Genomic DNA, 19944 nt, shown 5'->3' on the forward strand with positions numbered 1-19944 from the left:
ATCATGCCCTTTCCCTGGCGCTTCGCTCAAAGGCAGAGGTCTGCTCGAGGCTCCGGCTTCTTCCCAATGCAGCATAGATTGCATTGGCGGCGGCATTCACTGCGGACCATCGATCATGCTCCCGCTCAGCTGCGAGCCCTTTCCAGAAGCTCTTGAACGGCCAAAGAAGCAAAACGTCATCCGAGCCCAAATGCCGAAGCCAGGCAACTGCCAACGCAAGAGCACGGGTTCTAGGCACGGGGCCGCCGTGAGAAGAAGCGGCGGCTTCCTTAATCGCTTGCAGAGCCAACTCACGCAGGCGCTCGAATCCGCTTCGCTCCACGTCCCGACCGAACAAAGCCGGAACGATTCAGCAAGGATTGCGGCCCTTCGAACTGCCGTCGCGTCAGATGAAACCGAAGTCGTCCGAGGCCAGGCTGCTCATGCTGATTCCGGTCAGAACCACGGTGTTGCCCACACCGTCGCCGATCCAGGTGTCGCTACCGACCTGGGCGGAATTGGCCATGACCTGTGCGAAACTGGTGAAGAGGGCGGACGAGAACAGGATCGCGTCGGGGGTCCCGGCGCCGGGAGTGAAGTCCGTTATCACATCCATGCCGAAGCCCGGACGGATGATGAAGAAGTCGCTTCCAGGTCCGCCGGTCAGCGTGTCATATCCCGCGCCGCCTTCAAGGACGTTGCTCGACGCATTCCCGACGATGATATTGTTGAGGGCGTTGCCGGTGCCGAACCGCTGGTTGCCGTACAGCATCACCAGATTCTCGACGGCGTCGGGCAGGGTGAAGTCGAGGTAGGCAAAGACGTTGTCGGCGGTTCCTTCGCCAGCGGTTTCGAAGACGATATCGCTGCCGTTGTCGACTTCGTAGATGTCGTTCCCGGTGCCGCCCAGCATGACGTCGCCGCCGGTCCCGCCAATCAGCACGTCGCCGCCGCCGCCGCCCGACAGGAAGTCCTGGCCGCTGCCGCCTTCGAGCCGCTCGGCAACGGCTCCACCATAGAGTCGGTCGTTGCCGCCGTAGCCGAAGACCGTCCCGCCAATCGTACCCGATTCGCCGTGATAGGCGTCGTCGAAAGCGCTGAGCTGCAGGCTGCTCCTGATGTCGCCCAGGTTGGAGACCGACACCCCGCGTGTCTCGATGCCGTAGCCGTCGAATTCGGGCCCTGCGGCGAGCGTGACGACACTGAGCAGGGACGAGCCTGCGCCGACGGTGAGTTCGCTTCCCTCCTGCATCGCGACAGCGGCGTTGGGGCTGTTCGAGTGTTCGAAGCCAAACCGGCCATATGCCCCGAGGCTAATCGCGCTCAGACCGTTGGCGCCGACCAGGGTGACGTCGGCGACGAAGCGCTTGGTGATCGACAGGAAGTTTGTCTTGAGCGTGAGCTGTTCGAAGTCGACGAACTTCGACAGATCGGACCGATAGTGTTCGATGATGTCCGGCGTCCCATCGAGGGTACCGAGCTCGATCTCATCGAAACCCGCACCCCCACTGACCAACCCGCCGAAGGGTGAGCCATTGCTCACGTCCAAGGTTGCGGCGGCGGTTCCGAACCGGTCCAGACCGCCGCCCAGGTCGACGTTGCCGAGGATGTAGGAACCGCGCGCGATCCGGAAGACTTCATTCGCATCCGAACCGGAAATCTGGCCAATGGTGGAGTCCAGACCAAGGACGAAGATCGAGCCTGTCAGACCGATCGAAGCCGCCGGGTTGCGCGAATTGGTGAGCTCGGCGCGAATTCCGTCGGCGAGCTGGATTTGCGAAAAGCCGGACAGATCGTTGAACTGTCCGCTCGCCGCGAGGCGCAGGGTCTCGAACTCGCGCACTTCGGTTGAAAACGAGAAAGAGGATGTCGTGATCACCAGCGTATCGGCGCCGCCACCGCCGATCAGGCGAACGAAGTTTCCATTCTGGGCGCCACTGATGGTCACCACATCGTCGCCGTCGCCGGCGTCGATGACATCCTGGCCCGCGCCGCCGTCGATCTGGTCGTTGCCACCAAGCCCGGAAATGATGTCGTCGGCCGTCGTCCCCGTCAGGACGTCATCGCCTGCGGTCCCCACTAGCTGCGCCACGCCTGCTCCTTTGCACTAACACGCCCTCCGGTTCGTAGCCGGAGCGGCGCGGGCGAGGTTGATGAAGCTGGGAGCCGGAGGCCCAAGCATCAGAACAAGCGATCGGCATAGCTACAAGAAGTTACCGGAATCAAAGGAAAAAAGAGATATATTGTCGCGTGCTGGCGGCGGTTGGTCAGGGGCCACAGTCCCCCGTCGCAGTTGCGTCGACGACGCGACCTCCTGCGATCGGCCGGAACGTATGGCCCCGTAGGACTAGCCTAGTCGAAACAAAACGAGAAAATCCGCCGCCAGCGCGATGGGGCGCAGCCGCGGCCTGTCTCACATAATAAAAGCAGGCGTACGTCAGAGTTGGCCGGCAAAAAGTGAAGCGGAACCGCAAATGTTCAACTGTCATTCAAAATCCAGCGACCGCGCGAGACTGAAAGCGCACTTTTGGCGTTGGGCGGGAACTGCGGTCTTCGACGTCGATTGAACGGGGATATCTTAAATTCGTTCGATTGAGGCCCCGGCATGAATGATGGACTGCAGACAAGCTCGGCGACGACAACCACTGCCGGCGACGACGTCATTACCGGGACCGACGGCAACGACACGCTGGTGGGCGGCGCTGGCGCCGATACGATCAGCGGCGGCGCGGGGAATGATTTCCTGTGGTCGGCCGAGCTGAACCAGGACGATAACGGCCGGGAACGCGACGTTCTCAACGGCGGGACCGGCGATGATTTTCTTTCCGCGGGTGTCGGTGACGATGTCGACGGCGGAGATGGGATCGATACCCTTCGCCTGTCGCTTGCGGGCTCGCAGACCGGAGTATCATTCTCGACGACGTTCCTGGTGACCCCTCCCTCGGCGACGATCGCGGGGGTCGGCACGTTCAGCGGCATCGAGCTCGTCAGCTCGATTCGCGCCACCGATTTCAACGACCTGATCTTCCTTCATTACCAGACCAGCGTGATGACCATCAATCTTGGCGCCGGTAACGACCAGCTGGCGCTGAACAACGGCGGTGCCATCGTGAACGCCGGCGAAGGCGACGACTATATCGCCGCCCTGCGCGGGACCGACTATATCGACGGCGGGAACGGGCAGGACCGGGTCGATTTCTCCAATGCGGCGAGCGCTCTCAACCTAACCCTTGCCGCGCCCGGACAGATCACCATCGGCCCGCTCGGCACCCAGCTCATCAACGTCGAGGGCATTGGCGGGTCGCCGTTCGATGACCAGATCACCGGCAACATCCTCAACAACTACCTTGGCGGACTGGGCGGCAACGACAGGCTTTCGGGCCTCGGCGGAGACGACACGCTTGCCGGCGGGGCAGGGCAGGACAATCTGTCTGGCGGGGACGGAAACGACCTGCTGCTGGGCGGCATTGGCGCCGACACGATGATCGGCGGCACCGGCAACGACGCCTTCGAGGTCGATGACACCGGAGACATCGTGTTCGAGCAGGCTGGCGAAGGCAATGATACGATCTTCGCCTACGTCGATTACACCTTGCCGAGCGACGTCGAGACGCTGGACATGCGTTACGGCTTCCAGAGCTTCGGCTATGGCAACGCTTCGAACAACTTCATCGTCGGCAATGATGCGGACAATCGCCTTTCCGGCTTCGATGGCAACGATCGCATCGAAGGTGGCGCTGGAAACGACGTGCTGGATGGCGGCAACGGGGTCGACGTGCTGCTTGGGGGCTTGGGCGCCGACACCATGAATGGCGGAGCGGGCGACGATTTCTACGAGCTCGACAATCCGGGCGATGTGATCTTCGAGGCCGTGAACGCAGGGGCGTCGGACGTCGTCTACGCTTATGTCGACTACATCCTTCCGACCAATGTCGAGCATCTCGTGATGCTTTACGGAAACCAGCGTTCCGGTACCGGAAACGCGGGTGACAACATCATCATCGGCAACGCGCAGGCAAACGTCATCGAGGGCGGTTCCGGTTATGATACGCTGACGGGCAATGCCGGGTCCGACATGTTCATCATCAAGCCGGGATTTGGCGTCGATGTGATCACCGACTTCAAGGCAGGCGCCGGGAGCGATGACGCGGTATTGTTCTCCAAGGCGCTGTTCAGCAGCTTCAGCCAAATCATCGGAAATGCCGCGCAGGTTGGTGCGGATACGTGGATCGGCGACGGCAATGGAAATACCGTCGTGCTGGTGGGCGTCACGCTTGGTTCGCTCCACCCGGACGACTTCGGGTTCTTCTAGGAGCTTCGGGGGAGCAGGCCCGGCTTGTGTCGGCCTGATCCCCCTGCGGGCATCATCGCGTGATGGTGCTTTCAAGACGCCTGGTGCGAAGCTAAGCTTCGGCACGATAATCCATCGTGAACGCGCCGGGCGTCCGTCCGGCGTGCCGGAGTTCCCGCATGACGCTTCGCCTTGCTGCCCTTGTCGCCCTGCTGGTTGCTGCCCCGGCTGCGGCGCAGGTCGAGCGCAATATTCCGACGACCCCCTTCTCGGTCGACGAGACCTATCTGTCGGGGCTGAAGTGGCGCAACATCGGCCCCAACCGCGGCGGTCGGTCGATCGCCGCGGCGGGAAGCACGGCGCGCCCGCTGGAATATTATTTCGGCGCGGTCGGCGGCGGCCTGTGGAAGACCAATGATGGGGGAACCAGCTGGAAGCCCGTCACCGACAAGGACGCGGACAATAGCGCGGTCGGCGGCGTCGCGGTGTGCGAGGCCAATCCGGACATCGTCTATTTCACCACCGGCGAAACCGAGCTGCGCGGCAACATCATGCCGGGCAACGGCGTCTACCGTTCGACCGATGCCGGCAAGACGTGGAAGAACGTCGGCCTGAAGGAGGTCCAGAACTTCTCCCGCGTGCGGATCGACCCGACCGACTGCAACAACGTCTTCGTCGGCGGGTTCGGGCGCTATTCGGGGGCCTCGGCCGACCGCGGCGTCTTCAAGAGCAGCGACGGCGGCACGACCTGGCGCAAGGTGCTCTACCGCGACCCGAAGACCGGCGCGGTGGACCTGTCGATCGATCCGAAGAACCCGAAGATCATCTACGCGGCGATGTGGGAAGCCTTTCGCAAGCCGTGGGGCATGAGCTCGGGCGGACCGGGCAGCGGGTTGTTCAAGAGCGTCGACGGGGGCGAGCACTGGAGCGAACTGACGCGCAATCCCGGCATGCCCAAGGGGCTGATTGGCAAGATCGGCGTCAGCGTCTCGCCGGTCGACGGCAACCGCGTCTATGCGCTGGTCGAGAACCATGACGGCGGGGTGTTCGTGTCGGACGATGCGGGCGCGACCTGGAAGCGCACCAACGACAGCCGCGACCTGCGCCAGCGTGCTTTCTATTACACGCGCATCACCGCCGACACGAAGAACAAGGACCGGGTGTATGTGACCAACGTCCAGTTCTTCCGCTCGGACGATGGGGGCAAGACCTTCCCGACCAAGATCAAGGTCCCGCATGGCGACAACCACGACCTGTGGATCGCGCCAAACGACAACCAGCGGATGATCGAGGCCAATGACGGCGGTGCCAACGTCAGCGTCAACGGCGGCCAGAGCTGGACCCGGCAGGACTATCCGACCGCGCAGATGTACCGCGTCGCGATCAGCAACCACTTCCCCTATTTCGCGTGCGGAGGGCAGCAGGACAATTCGACCATCTGCGTGCCGAGCAAGGGCTGGCGGCACGTCAATTCGCTCGGCGGGCAATATGGCTTTGCCGTGGGCGGGGGCGAAAGCGGCTATGTCGCGAACGACCCCCTCAACCCCAACATCTTCTACGCCGGAAGCTATGGCGGGACGCTCGACCGGTTCGATTATGCGACCGGGCAGCGCCGCGCGGTCAATGTCGTGCCCGACAATCCGATGGGCTATTCGGCGGCCGACATCGGCGAGCGATTCCAGTGGACCTACCCGATCGTGTTCGACCCGCAGGACAAGAACATCCTGTACGTGAGCTCGCAGCACGTGTTCCGCACCAGCAACGGCGGCAATTCGTGGGAAAGGATTAGCCCGGACCTGACCCTTGGCGATCCCAAGACGCTGGCGGCGTCGGGCGGGCCGATCACCCTCGACCAGACCGGGGTCGAGACCTACGGCACCGTCTTCGCGCTGACGCCGTCGCGGCTGGAAAAGGACGTGATATGGGCCGGGTCCGACGACGGGCTGGTGCACGTCACTCGCGACAACGGGCGGACGTGGCAGAACGTCACCCCCAAGAGCTTTCCCAAATATCTCAAGATCACCACGATCGAGGATTCGCCGCACCGGCCGGGAACGGCGTACCTCACCGGGCACTTGTTCCTGCTCGACGACATGCGGCCGTATATCTTCAAGACGACCGACTATGGGCGGACCTGGACGCCGATCACCAGGAACATTCCGTCCGATGAGATCGTCCGCAGCATCCGCGAGGACAAGGTTCGCCCCGGCCTGCTGTTCGCCGGAACCGAGCGCGGCGTGTGGGTGTCGTTCGACGATGGGCAGAACTGGCAGAAGCTGCAGCGCAACCTGCCCGCGACGCAGGTCGCCGACCTTGCGGTCACCGACCATGACCTGGTGATCGCGACGCATGGGCGGTCGTTCTGGGTGCTCGACAATATCGACGTGCTGCGCCAGCTCGACGGGCGGAGCGGCACCAAGGCGGTGCAGCTGTTCCGGCCGGCACCCGCGGTGCGCGGTGTCGATCCGGGCGTGATTATCGATTATTTCCTCCCCGCGACGCCGGCCAAGCTGTCGATCGACATCCTCGACCCCGCCGGCAAGGTGGTGCGCACCTTCGAAGGCGCGCCCGAGCCGGCGAAGACCGAGGCGACGCCGGTCGACGAGGATGAGGACGAGCCCAAGCCCGGCCCCAAGCCGACGCTCAAGCCGGGGCTTAACCGCTACACCTGGGACATGCGCTATCCGGGCTTCACCGAATTCCGGAACATGATCCTGTGGTCCGCCCGCAACCGGGGCCCGCTGGCGTTGCCGGGACAATATTCGGTGCGGCTGACGGTCGACGGCAAGGTCGACACGCAGCCCGCCGACATCCGCCTCGACCCGCGGATCGCGACCGTGTCGCAGGCGGACCTCCAGAAGAGGTTCGAGCTTGCCAACCAGATCCGCGAAAAGGTCAGCAGTGCTAATGAAGCAGTGCTGCTGGTCCGCGGTGTGGCGGGGCAGATCGAGGAGCGGAACAAGCAGTCGAAGGTCAGCGCGACGCGGGAGGCGGGCGAGCGGCTGGAAGAGCGGCTCCGGGCGATCGAGGGGCGGATCTATCAGGTTCGCAATCGCAGCCGGCAGGACCCGCTCAACTATCCGATCATGCTCAACAACAAGCTGGCGGCGCTGGGGGAGGTCGTCGAGTCCGCCGAAGCCGCTCCGACCCAGCAGAGCTATGTGGTGTTCGCCGACCTGTCGCAGCGCCTCGACCGCGAGCTTGCGGCACTCGACCAGCTTCTCGCCGCCGAGCTGCCGCGGCTCAATGCCCGGCTGACCCGCGAGGGGCTGCCACCGGTCGAACGCCGTGCCGAGGCCGCGGTGGAGCCTGGTTCAGCGCTCGGGCCGGGCGGCGAAGAAGAGGACGAGGAAGAAGAGGAAGAGGGGCGGTAGGTCCCTTCTTCCTTCCTCAGGCGCCGAACAGCTTGTCGAGCTCGCCCGTCACCAGCGGGTGATACAGGGCACGCGCCTGCGGGTAGAGGCGCAGCGCGATGGGGCGGCCCCAGCTCTGGTCCTTGTTCAGGGCCAGAAGCAGCGGGCGGACGAACTTACGGCGACCCTGTGCCTTGAGGAAGGCGTCGAGCGCAGGAACCGCGGCGTCATAGCGATTGGCGACCGCAAGGCTGAGCCAGGCGAAGCGCACTTCATCATTGCCGATCGCATTGAGCCCGAAGGCGCGGTCGAGCGCGTCGAGGCTGGCGCGGGTCTGCTGGCGCGGAAGGCGGTTGAGGAAGCGCAGGCGCTCGTCGGTCGTCCAGCGCGCCCAGGTGGCGGTCGGAAGCGTGCCGCGGGCATGGGCCGCGACGGCGGCGTCGACTTCGGCAAAGGCCTGGGCGTCGGCCGGGACCGCATTGGCCGGCAGCCCGGGCTGATAGACCCAGCGGTCGAGCTGGAGCCGGCGTTCAAGCGCCGGGTTTCCGCGGACGAGGTCGCGGCGGACCGCGGCGACGAACATCGCGCTGGTGACGGGCTGGAAGGCATGGTCGGCGAACCATTTGCGCAGGAACGGGTCGAAGCGCGCGCGGCCGACTTCCTTTTCGAGCACGCGCAGGAAGGCTGCGCCCTTTTCATAGGCGATGTCGGTCATGCCATCGTCGGGGTTGCGGCCCTTGAGGTCGATGGCGAGGCGGGTGTCGGGAGCAGCCTGTGCCTTGAGCTCCCCGTCGAGGCTGTCGATGCCGAGCGCGATCTGCTGGTCGGCGACGCGCTTGCCGTAGATCGCCTCGACGATCCGGCTGGTGGCGTAGGTGGTGGTGCCCTCGTTCAGCCAGAAATCGGCCCAGGTAGCGTTGGTGGCGAGATTGCCCGACCAGCTGTGCGCAAGCTCGTGCGCGATCAGGCTGACCAGGCTTTTATCGCCGGCGATGAAGGTCGGGGTGAGGAAGGTGAGGGTCGGGTTCTCCATCCCGCCGAACGGGAAGGAGGGCGGCAGGACGATCATGTCGTAGCGGCCCCAGCGATAGGGACCGAACAGGCGCTCGGCGGTGGCGACCATCTTTTCGGTGTCTTCAAGCTCCTTCGCCGCGGCGGGGAGCGTCGCGGGTTCGGCCCAGACACCGGTGCGGGGCCCGAGCGGCTGGAACTTCAGGTCACCGATGGCGATTGCGATGAGATAGGGCGCGACCGGCTTGTCCATGTGGAATTCGTAGGTGCGCCGGCCGCCGTTGGTGACGTTGACCTCGTCCGAGCGAAGCCCGCTCATCACCGCGGTCAGTTCGATCGGGACATTGATCCGGGCCGACCAGGTCTGGCGAATGCCGGGGCTGTCCTGGGTCGGGATCCAGCTGCGGTTGAGGATCGCTTCCCCCTGGCTGAACAGGAACGGCTGGCGCTTGCCGGCGGTCTGCTGCGGGGTCAGCCACTGCAGGGCGGCGGCGTTGCTGGCGGAATAAGCGATGCGGACCTTGCGGGTCGCGGCCGCAAGCTGGATTGTCAGCGGGCGGCCCAAATTCTGGTCCTTCGCCCCGAAGGCGAAGCCGAGCGGCTTGCCGGTGGCGGCGTCGGTCACCGTGGTGACCTGGTAGCCATCGCTGTCGAGGACGATCGCACGCGCGCCGGGCCTGCGATCGATGTCGAGCGTGGCGGTGCCGCTAACCTGCCGGGCGGCGAAGTCGAAGCGGAGGTCGAGGTCAACATGGGTCACGCGGGCTTCGCGCGGACGGGCAAAGCTGTGCGGGTCGGCGGCATCGGCCGTCATCAGTACGGGCGACACGGCGGCGGCCGGCGCGGCGGCGACAGCAGAAGCGGTCATGAAGGCAACGGAGCCGAAGGCCGCGGTGAGGAGCAGGGTGCGCTGGAAAAGCATATCGTCCACTTCGTCCACGTCGCCTGATTTCAGGCAGTTAGAGGTCGAAATGCGCGTTGGACCAGCAATTCCTACTAGGCAAGGGCGGGAGGTCTAGTCGAGCTTGTAGATGCTGTTCCTGGGCGCTGCCATGACGCGGCGGAGCATGGGTTCGAAAAAGTCGAGCGGGGCGCCGTCGTAAGCCGGGTCGAAGGCGCTCTGGTCGTAGAGTTCGCAGAAACGGGCGGTCGCTTCGAAATGCGGATGGCCGCGGAAGTTCTCGCGCATGTCGCGGTCCATGCCGAGATGGTGGAAGAAGTAATAGCCCTGGAAGATGCCGTGCTGCGCGGTGATCCAGTGCAATTCCTCGCTGACGAACGGCTTCACGATGGCCGCGGCGATGTCGGGATGGTTGTAGCTGCCGAGCGTGTCGCCGATGTCGTGGAGGAGGGCAGTGACGACATAATCCTCGCTTTCCCCGTTGCGGTGGGCGCGGGTCGCGGTCTGCAGGCTGTGCTGGAGGCGATCGATCGGAAAGCCGCCGTAATCGCCATCGAGCAAGCGGAGGTGCGCCAGGACGCGGTCGGGCAGCGCCCTGGCGAAGGGCGAGAAATGCGACGCGATCGCCTGCCAGTCCTCGGCGGTGCCGTCTTCCATGGCGGTGAAGCTGGCCTGGACGGGCTGATCGGTCATGGGCATCGACTCCTCGAGACGAGAGCCTGTCACCGCGGGGGCGGCGACGCAATCATTTGGTGCGGTGAGGGGGCGTGGATTGCTTCGCTGCGCTCGCAATGACGAGTGGGGCGGCACGTCCGCTCGCAATGGCGGCGGGGGGCGGCTATATGGTTGCCGATGGCCAGCGACAGCGCCCTTGTGACCGATCAGCCACGGCGGAAGGCGCGGGCGTTGGCGCCGCGCAAGGGGCCGATCGCGCGGACGGTCGGGCTCGACGCGCCGTTCTTCGCCGACAAGAACCGCGCTTTCTGGGTGCTGCAGTCGTCGGGCTGGGTCGGCTATTTCATGCTCCGGACCTTGTCGGGCATCGCCAATGCGGTGCCGGCGATGTTCGTGGTCCACACGCTGCTGCTGACCGCCACCGGCTATTCGCTGACGCTGCTGCTGGCGAGCCTTTACCGCCGCCTCATCACCATGCGGGCGCTCTATACGGTGATCCTGAGCCTGGCGGCGGTGGGGGTCGCTTCGGGTATCTTTTCGGTCATCGAGACGTGGAGCCACGCGACCTTCGTGCGCCCGGGGGCGAACCCGGTGGGCGTGCAGCTGCTGGGGCCGATCCTGCTCAATTTCGCGCTGCTGGCGGCCTGGTCGGCGCTTTACTACGGGATCAACTATTACCTGCTGCTGGAAGAGGAGATCGACCAGCGGACCCGGCTGGAAAGCCAGGCGTCGAGCGCGCAGCTGGCGATGCTGCGCTATCAGCTCAACCCGCATTTCCTGTTCAACACGCTCAATTCGATCTCGACCCTGGTGCTTTTGAAGCAGACCGAGCGGGCGAATGCGATGCTGGCGCGCCTGTCGAGTTTCCTTCGCTACACGCTGGCGAACGAGCCCACCGCGCAGGTGACGCTGGCGCAGGAAGTCGAGACGCTGAAGCTGTACCTCGAGATCGAGAAGATGCGGTTCGAGGACCGGCTGCGGCCGCATTTCCGGATCGAGGCGCAGACCATCGGCGCGCGGCTGCCGAGCCTGCTGCTCCAGCCGCTGATCGAGAATGCGATCAAATATGCGGTGACCCCGAGTGAGACCGGGGCCGACATCTGGATCACCGCGACGCCCGAAGGCGACAGCGTGCGGATCGAGGTGGCCGACAATGGCGCCGGGGGACAGGACGCCCTGGTCGCGACGCAATCGACCGGTGTCGGACTGGCGAACACGCGGGACCGTCTGGCGCAAGCCTATGGCGAGCGCCATCGTTTCGCGACACGCAAGAACGAACAGGGGGGTTTTAGCGTTATCGTCGAAATTCCGCTCGACGCGCGGCCGCTTGGCAGCTGACGGACGGACCCAACAAGAAGGAAGCCATGACCATTCGAACCATCCTGGTGGATGATGAACCACTGGCCACGCAGGGGCTGATGCTCCGGCTCCAGGCGCATGACGATGTCGAGGTGATCGGCACCGCCAGCAACGGGCGCGAAGCGATCCGGGCGATCAAGACCCACAAGCCGGACCTGGTGTTCCTTGACATCCAGATGCCGGGGTTCGACGGTTTTTCGGTGATCCAGGGACTGATGGACGTCGATCCGCCCTTGTTCGTGTTCGTCACCGCTTATTCCGAACATGCCCTGCGCGCGTTCGAAGTTCAGGCGGTCGATTACCTCGAAAAGCCGGTGCTCGAGGACCGGCTGGCGACGACCATGGAGCGGGTTCGCCAGCGGCTGGCCGAGCGCGGCGCGGCGCAGCATGCCGAGCGACTTGCCGAAGCGCTTGCCGAGCATGCCCCCGAAGCGGCCGAGGAGATCGGCGAGAGCGCGCCGGCGGCAGCGCCAGAATCCGGCCGGTTCGAGAAGATGATCAACATCAAGGACCAGGGCCAGATCTTCCGGGTCGATGTCGACACCATCGAGCGGATCGACGCGGCCGGCGACTACATGTGCATCCAGACCGGCGACAACACGCTGATCCTGCGCGAAACGATGAAGGACCTTGAAAAGCGGCTCGACCCGCGGCGGTTCCAGCGGGTCCACCGGTCTACCATCGTCAACCTCGACCTCGTCCGGCAGGTCAAGCCGCACACCAACGGCGAATGCTTCCTGGTGCTGAACAGCGGCGCGCAGGTGAAGGTCAGCCGAAGCTACCGGGACGTGGTCGCGCGCTTCGTTCATTGAGCCGATGAGCGGTTGCCGCCGCCGCCGCGTGCGGTAGACTGCGGGCATGGCAAACGGGGGCGCGGACGGTGCGATGAATGCGCTGGGGGGAAGTGCCTTCCGGCGCATCCTCGGCATTGCCGATGCCCTGCCGATGCCGCTGGCGCTGATCGACCAGAACCAGCGCTATCTGTTCTGCAACCAGGCGCTGGCCGACTTCCTTGAGAAGCCGCGCAGCATGATCCTCGGCCGGCGGATCGGCGAGGTGCTCGACCCTGCTGCCTATGAAATCCGCAAGCCGCTGATCGCGGCCGCGCTGGCGGGCGAGAAGCAGTGGTTCGCGTCGGAATATGACCATCCCAGCCGCGGGACACTGGCGATCCAGACGCAGTACCTGCCGCAGATCGAGGTGGACGGGACGGTGTCCGGGATCGTGATCCTGGTCAGCGACGTCACCGAGCAACGGGTCGCCGAGCGGTCGATCCGCGAATCCGAGGCGCGGTTCCGGCGGATCGCGAACAATGCGCCGGTGATCATGTGGGTGACCCGGCTCGACGGTCATCGCGAGTTCGTCAACGACGCCTATCTGAACTTCGTCGGGATCAGCCGCGAACGCGTCAACGATCATGAGTGGCGCGACTTCATCCATCCCGACGACTTCGACGAGGTGGTCCGGCAGAGCGTCGCCGGCGAAGCGTCGCGCCAGCCATTCGCGCTTGAGGCGCGCTACCAGAGGGCGGACGGCGTGTATCGCTGGCTGCGCTCGGTCTCGAGCCCGCGGTTCGGGCCGGACGGCGAGCTGGTCGGCTTCATCGGCGCGGCGTTCGACATCACGCTGGCCAAGGAAGGCGAGCTCGAGCTGCGAAGGCAGGTCGATGAACGCACCGCCGAGGTCCGCGAGAGCGAGGCACGGCTGCGCGCCATCTTCGACAGCGTGCGCGAAGTGGTGGTGCTGCTTGAGCCCGACGGAACGGTGCTCCAGCTCAACCGGACGCAGGCGAGCTGGCGCGACAAGCGCGCGGACGAGGCGATCGGCAAGAAATTGTGGGAAGCGCCGACGCTTGCCGCCTATCCCGAACACAAGGAGGCAGTGTCGGGCGCGATCACGGTCGCCGCGCGGGGCACGCCGGTCACCCACGACATCATCCTTGAGCGGCCGGGAGCGGCGACCGCCTATCTCGATGTGTCGTTCCGCCCGGTGTTCGGCCGCGACGGATCGGTCATGTACATCCTGTTCGAGGCGCGCGACGTCACCGAACTGAAAGCTGCGCAGGAGCAGCTTCGGCAGAGCCAGAAGATGGAGGCGCTCGGCCAGCTGACGGGCGGGATCGCGCACGATTTCAACAATCTGCTGACGGTGGTGGTCGGCGGCCTCGACCTCATCGTCCGCCGGGCCGAGGACCCCAAGCTCGAACGCTATGCCCGCAACGCGCTGGAGGCGGCCGAACGCGGCGCGCGGCTGACCGCGCAATTGCTGGCGTTCAGCAGGGTGCAGCGGCTGGAGGTGCGCCCGACTCTGGTCGGGCCGCTGATCGCCAACATGCGGCCGCTGCTGCGCAACGTGCTGGGGCCGGGGATCGAGAAGAAGATCGAGCTCGATGATGCGGCGATCCCCGTGCTGGCCGACCCGACCCAGCTTGAACTTGCGGTTCTGAACCTCGCGATCAACGCCCGTGACGCGATGCCCGAGGGTGGGCACCTTTCGATCACCACCTCGGCGATCGCGATCAGCGACGATCACGAACTGGAGCCGGGCGATTATATCGAGCTCAGCATCGCAGACACCGGGAGCGGGATGCCACCGGACGTCGCGGCACGGGCTTTCGAGCCCTTCTTCACGACCAAGGACGTGGGCAAGGGCACGGGCCTTGGCCTGTCGATGGTCTACGGCGTCGCGCGCCAGTCGGGCGGGACTGCCCGCATCGAAAGCCAGCCGGGCGAGGGAACCACGGTGCGGCTCTATTTCCGGCGGGTCGACGGGGCCGAGGCCGGACCCGCGGCGGGTATCGCGGCCGAGGAAGCCGAAGCCGACGTGCTCGAGCAGGGCGCGCGGGTGCTGGTGGTGGACGACGATCCCGACGTCCGCGGGTTCGTCGTCGCAAGCCTCGAGGACCTTGGTTATCAGGTCACCGAGGCCGCCGACGGCGAGACCGCCCTCAAGGAATTCCGGCGCGAGGCGCCCGACCTTGTCGTGCTCGATTATATCATGCCGGGGATGAGCGGCGCCGACGTCGCCCGCGCGATGCGGGGCGAGCGGCCCGAGCAGGCCATCCTGTTCGTGTCGGGCTACAGCGAGACCGACGCGATCCGCCACGCCGCCCCGGGCGCGACCCTGCTGCCCAAGCCCTTCCGCTCCGAAGCGCTGGCGGCCTCGGTGCGGAAGGTGTTGAGCGGGGACTGAGCCCCGCCCCCCATTCAGAACTTCATGCTGGCTTCGAGACCAAAGGTCCGCGGCGTGTTGAAGTTGCCATAGTCGCCGAGGATGCCGCCGTTGTTGCCGACGGCGAGGATGTTCGGAACGCCGGTCACGGGGGCGGTCTGCACCGCCGGGATGCTGTTCGACGGGTCGCGGCGATAGACGTATTGCTCGTTGAACAGGTTGCGCGACCACAGGCTGAGCGTGAACCTGGCGGCATTGGCGAGGTTGATGTCGGTCAGCGACACGCGACCGTTGACGATGAATGAGGCGTCGGCCTTGGCGGCGAACTGGTCGAAGGCCTGCGTCGCCTGCGCGTAATTGCCGTCGAGGTGGAATTTCACCGCGGTTTCGCTGCTGCCGATCGGAAGCGAATAATCGATCGAGCCGCTGGCCGCATTGCGCGGCGTGAAGACGATGAAGAACTGCTGCGGAACGGTGGTCGAGTTGATCGCCTGGCCAGCCGAGGTGCAGGCGGTCGAAGGCGCCGCCACCCCGGTGCAGAAAGCGGTGTAGGTCACCGGCACCGGCGGGATCCGGGTGTAGGTGTAGGCGTAGGACGCGCCGAACTGCAGGCCCTGGAACGGGCTGACGGTGACGTCGGCCTCGATGCCGCGAATCTTGGTGGTGCCTGGCGCGTTGAACGTGACGAGATTGTTGAAGTTGCCCGTCGCGGTCGGCTGGATGGTGCTGAGGTCGACCTGGCTGCCCTTGCGGTCCATCAGGTAGCCGGCAATGTTGAAGCGCAGGCGGCGATCGAAGAATTCGGTCTTGAGGCCCGCTTCGTAGGACTTCACGTCTTCGGGATTGAAGGCGCGATAGTCGGAAGTACGGCTGCTGGCGCCGCCGGCGCGGTACCCGGTCGCATATTTGAGATAGCCGTGGACGCGGTTGCTGAAGTCATAGGCGACGACGGCGAGCGGGTTGAAGCGGGTCCACTTCTCGTCGAGCGGCTTGTAGCCGTTGGCGGCGGCGCGCGCCTTGTCGAAGCGATAGTCGATGTTGCGCGAGGCGAGCAGTTCGCCTTCCTTCTTGTCGATCGTGTAGCGGCCGCCGACCGTGACGTGGAGCGCATCGGTCGCGTTCCAGGTGACCTGGCCATAAGCGGCGTAGCTGCGCGAGCGGACCTTGGAGGCGCGGTCGATATTGCAGCCGCGCACCGCATTGCCGACGAAGTCGTTGGCGGTGATCGGGTTGGTGCCGGTGCAGAAGGGGATCGGCACATAGGTCGCGCCGGTCACCACGCCGCCCGCGACGGTCGCCACCGCGCCGAGCGTGTTCGGGGTAGCGGCATCATCGCTCACCCGCTCGTTGAAATAATAAAGGCCGGCCACGTAATCGAGCGAGCCGACGGTTCCGACCGCCTGCAGTTCCTGGCTGAACTGGCGCTGGCGAAGGTCGGCGAGGCTGTAGCGGCTGAAGGCGCAATTGGCGCCGGTGCAGGCCGCGGTCAGGTTGACAACGGGGACGCGGTGGGCGCCGCCGCTATTGTCATATTGCTCGACATCGACCCCGCGCCACGCGCTGATCGAGCGCAGTTCGAGTTCGGGGATGACCGACCAGCGCAGGTTGTTGGTGAAGCCGAAGGTGCGGTCGCGGCTGACCTTCTGCGGGACGGGAATGTCGACCCTGCGCATCAGCGTGTCGCCGTTGACGACGACGCCGGGGAGCAATGGGCGGATGGTGCCCTGCGTGCCGGTAAAGGCGGTGCCCGGCGTGACGCACTTGCTTCCCGCGGGAAGCGGCAGCGGGGCGGTGTTCGAGCCGCCGCTGAGGCAGCCGTTCGGATTGTAGTTCAGCAGCTGGCTGTAGAAGGGCGAGTTCTTGTCGAGCGCATAGTCGGCGGCGAAATCGTTGGTGAAGTTGCTCGCCGGCTTCCAGCGCAGCGCGGCGCGGCCGCCCTTGCGGTGGAAATAACCGAAGCCGACCGCCCCCGGGAACGGGTTCTCGGTGATCGGTTCCTGATGCTGGATCACGCCGTCGAGCTTGAGGCTGAGGCCGGCGCGGGCGGGCAGGTCGAGATGGAGGTTGCCGCTGTAGGCACCAAGGTTGCCGACGCTGGCGCTGGCGCTGCCGCCGAAGCGACCGGTCGGGGCGCGGGTGACGATGCTGAGCGCGCCGCCTTCGGTATTGCGGCCGAACAGGGTGCCCTGCGGACCCTTCAGCACCTCGATCCGCTCGACGTCGAACAGCGCGGCGTTGAGGCCGTGCTGGCGGCCGAGATAGACGCCGTCGAGATAGACGCCGACGCCCTGCTCACGCGCGGGCTGGTTGGCGTCGAGCGGAACGATGCCGCGGATGCCGATGGTGAGCGCGGACTGGCGCGCTTCGAAGGTGGCGATGCGAAGCGACGGGACGCCGCCGTCGGCAAGGTCGAGCAGGCTCTGCACCCGGCGTTCCCGCAGCGCTTCGTTGCCGATGACCGAGATGGAGATCGGGGTCTTCTGGAGATTGGTCTCGCGCTTGGTCGCGGTGACGACGATCTCGGCGATCTGGCCGTCGTTGCTGCTGCTGGCCTCGGGCGGCTGCGCCTCTTCAGTAGTGGCGGTGCCGCCGGCGGAGTCGCTGGCCGCAGCCGCGAGGTCGGTCTGCGCGACGGCAGGAACAGAAGCGCCGCAGAACAGCATGGCAGTGGCGACCCTGAGGCCGGTCGAAGTCGAAGCGGTCATGTAGATGTCCTTGTCCCCCCGGCCTTCCGCCGGCTTGGGGGGCAACTAGGACTGGCAAGCGACACCTCGGTTGCCGCTCAGGGACTCGGCAAAGTCGGATCGGTGACGGAATGATGACGAGGCGGCGGAGCCACAGCCCCGCCGTGCAGCAATGCCGCGGCGGCTAGCTCGCCAGGCGGCGGGCGTCGAGGCCGAGGACCAGCTGGTTGGCGCGGTCGTAGGAGAGCGGCTTACCGAACAGATAGCCCTGGATGGTGTCGCAGCCGAGTTCGCGCATCCGCTCGAAATCCTCGGCGGTTTCGACGCCTTCAGCGGTGACCGACATGCGGAAATCCTTGGCGAGCTGCACGATCGACTTGATGATCGCGACGTTGCCAGGACGGGTGCCGGCGTCACGCACGAAGCTGCCGTCGATCTTCAGCTTGTGGAAGACCGCCTTGTTCAGATAGCCGATCGAGGAATAGCCGGTCCCGAAATCGTCGAGCGCGATGCCGACGCCGAGCGCGCGCAGGCGGCTGAGGATGTCGAGGCTGCGGCTGGAGCTGTCGAGGAACACGCCTTCGGTCACTTCCAGCTCGATCCGGTTGCCCGGCAGCTTGTGGCGGGCGAGCGCCTGGCTGACGACGTTGGGCAGGTTGGGCAGGATGATCTGCTTGGGGCTGACGTTGACCGCGACAGTGATCGGTTCGGGCCAGCTGGCGGCGGCGCGGCAGGCTTCCTCGATGATGAATTCGCCGAGCGGACCCATCAGACCGCACTCCTCGGCGACGGGGATGAAGACGTTGGGCGGGACAAAGCCGCGGCGCGGGTGGTTCCAGCGGATCAGGGCTTCGAAGCCGACCAGCTTCTGGTTCCTGGCGCTGACCAGCGGCTGGAAGGCGAGGTAGAACTGACGGTTCTCGAGCGCGAGGCGCATGTCGGCCTCGAGGCGGACACGGTCTTCCTGCTCGCTTTGCAGTTCGGAGCTGAAATAGCGCACCACGCCGCGGCCGGCGTCCTTCGCCTGGTAGAGCGCGAGGTCGGCCTTGAGGATGAGATCGTCGACCGTGGCGCCGTCGATCGGACCGAAGGCGCAGCCGACCGAGACGCCGATGCGGATTTCGGTACCGTCGATCGAATAGGGTTCGGCGATGGCGATGATGATCCGGTCGGCGAGCTGTTCGACCTTGCGGCGGCTTTGCGCGTCGGGGACGACAATTGCGAATTCATCGCCGCCGAGACGCCCGACATGGCCGTCGGCCGCGACTTCGTCGCACAGCCGCTTGGCTACGGCCTGGAGCACTGCGTCACCCTTGGGGTGGCCGAAGGTGTCGTTGACCGGCTTGAACCCGTCGAGGTCGAGGAACATGATCGCGCAAGGCACATTGCTGGCGGTCGCGTGACGCAGCGCGTCGCCGAGCAGCTGGCGGACCCGGCCGCGATTGGGCAGGCCCGACAGGACGTCGACATTGGCGAGGTGGGTCAGGCGTTCCTGCGTGTGGCGCACGTCGGTGATGTCGAGCCCGACGCCGCGAAACCCTTCAAAGCGGCCGGCGGTATCGATGATCGGATCGCCCGACAGCGAGATCCAGCGATTGCCGCGCGCGGTGCGCAGCTCCATTTCGAGGTTGGTGAAGGTCTGCTTGTCGAGAAGCACCTGGCCAAGGTCGGCATGGCCGCCGAGCAGCGCCGGCATCGAATGGCCGAGGATCTGAGTCGAAGGCTTGCCGATGAGGGCGCCCATACGGCTCGAGATGTAGTTGACGCGGTTTTCCGCATCGACCTGCCACAGCCAGCCCACACCGCGCTGTTCATATTCCTGCAGCAGGAGCGAGGCGCTTTCGGACTGTGAGCCCATGTCGGCATTGGTCTGCAGCTGCCCCGCGGCCCAGCGGGCGACGGTGAGGATGCCGACGATCGCGACGCCGAGCACGAATAGCATCGAAAGGAGCTGCTGGAATTCGACCGTCGACTTGAGGAACAGCAGCGGGACCGCGAGCCCAGCGGTGAACGCGCTCATCCAGGCGACGGCGCAGGCGAACACCACGACGAGCCCGAGTCCGGCGATCCCGACACCCGCGATGAGGGTGCCGGCGATGATCTGGTTGGGGGTCGAAAGCGTCGGGAAGAGATAGACGGGAAGGCTGAGCCACAGCATGGCGCGGACGACCACATCGCCGATCATCATCCAGACGGGCACCGAATGGCCGGCGCGGCCGACGCAGGTGACGGCCTGGCTCTGGCTCCAGCGCATGGCGAGGAAGTTCGCCATGACGACGAAGCCGGCCCAGCCGAGCAGCAAGCTGGCCGGAACCGATCCCCACAGGGCGATGGCGAACAGCAAGGCAGCGGCGCCATTGGTGAAGGCGAAGAAGGGGGCGAGCTGGCCGCGGGCGATCAGCTGCACATCCTTGAGCGGCGATGCGGAGCCGCTGTCGCGCGCAATCCCGGCCGATTCGCCATCGGGAAGGCGAGCGGCGATCATGCGCTTGTAACGATCGGGGGCTTCGTACATCGGTC

The 19944-nt window shown here is 65.6% G+C and carries 10 protein-coding genes; 5 read left to right on the forward strand and 5 right to left on the reverse strand.

The annotated features are described in order from the left end of the window. Positions 1 to 385: 385 nt before the first annotated feature. Complete coding sequence (locus ABD729_RS03905) at positions 386 to 2071, reverse strand: hypothetical protein (protein ID WP_344708840.1); 1686 nt, start codon at positions 2069 to 2071, stop codon at positions 386 to 388. A 513-nt stretch (positions 2072 to 2584) separates the two neighbouring features. Here ABD729_RS03905 and ABD729_RS03910 point away from each other — a divergent pair. Together ABD729_RS03910 and ABD729_RS03915 are read left to right on the forward strand one after the other, a co-directional pair. Next, positions 2585 to 4291 (forward strand): calcium-binding protein, encoded by a 1707-nt coding sequence (locus tag ABD729_RS03910; RefSeq protein WP_344708841.1) that lies wholly within the window; start codon positions 2585 to 2587, stop codon positions 4289 to 4291. Positions 4292 to 4449: 158 nt separating this feature from the next. After that, positions 4450 to 7644, forward strand: a complete 3195-nt coding sequence (locus tag ABD729_RS03915; protein ID WP_344708842.1) for a WD40/YVTN/BNR-like repeat-containing protein — start codon at positions 4450 to 4452, stop codon at positions 7642 to 7644. Between the two features lie 16 nt (positions 7645 to 7660). Here ABD729_RS03915 and ABD729_RS03920 read toward each other — a convergent pair whose 3' ends face one another. Continuing rightward, entirely contained in the window at positions 7661 to 9556 is a 1896-nt protein-coding gene (locus tag ABD729_RS03920; RefSeq protein ID WP_344709631.1) for a M1 family metallopeptidase, read from the reverse strand. 93 nt (positions 9557 to 9649) lie between these two features. Next, complete coding sequence (locus ABD729_RS03925; protein WP_344708843.1) at positions 9650 to 10228, reverse strand: HD domain-containing protein; 579 nt, start codon at positions 10226 to 10228, stop codon at positions 9650 to 9652. Between the two features lie 159 nt (positions 10229 to 10387). Here ABD729_RS03925 and ABD729_RS03930 point away from each other — a divergent pair, with 159 nt between their 5' ends. Genes ABD729_RS03930 through ABD729_RS03940 form a run of 3 tightly spaced genes read left to right on the forward strand, consistent with a single transcriptional unit; the run spans position 10388 to position 14761 of the window. Continuing rightward, the gene (locus ABD729_RS03930) at positions 10388 to 11548 is read left to right on the forward strand and encodes a sensor histidine kinase (RefSeq protein WP_344708844.1); all 1161 of its coding nucleotides are present in this window, start codon (positions 10388 to 10390) and stop codon (positions 11546 to 11548) included. Positions 11549 to 11574: 26 nt separating this feature from the next. Continuing rightward, a complete protein-coding gene (locus ABD729_RS03935) occupies positions 11575 to 12381 on the forward strand; it encodes a LytR/AlgR family response regulator transcription factor (protein WP_344708845.1) in 807 nt (268 codons plus the stop codon). Between the two features lie 46 nt (positions 12382 to 12427). Further along, positions 12428 to 14761, forward strand: coding sequence for a PAS domain S-box protein (locus ABD729_RS03940; protein WP_344708846.1), 2334 nt, complete (start codon positions 12428 to 12430; stop codon positions 14759 to 14761). A gap of 14 nt (positions 14762 to 14775) precedes the next feature. Here ABD729_RS03940 and ABD729_RS03945 read toward each other — a convergent pair whose 3' ends face one another. Beyond that, the gene (locus ABD729_RS03945; RefSeq protein WP_344708847.1) at positions 14776 to 17445 is read right to left on the reverse strand and encodes a TonB-dependent receptor; all 2670 of its coding nucleotides are present in this window, start codon (positions 17443 to 17445) and stop codon (positions 14776 to 14778) included. Positions 17446 to 17608: 163 nt separating this feature from the next. Next, positions 17609 to 19939: a putative bifunctional diguanylate cyclase/phosphodiesterase gene (locus ABD729_RS03950; RefSeq protein ID WP_344708848.1), complete on the reverse strand. Its 2331-nt coding sequence runs from the start codon at positions 19937 to 19939 to the stop codon at positions 17609 to 17611. Between the last annotated feature and the right edge of the window lie 5 nt (positions 19940 to 19944).

Origin of the sequence: Sphingomonas humi (genome assembly GCF_039536725.1) — a bacterium.
Classification (GTDB): Bacteria; Pseudomonadota; Alphaproteobacteria; order Sphingomonadales; family Sphingomonadaceae; genus Sphingomicrobium; species Sphingomicrobium humi.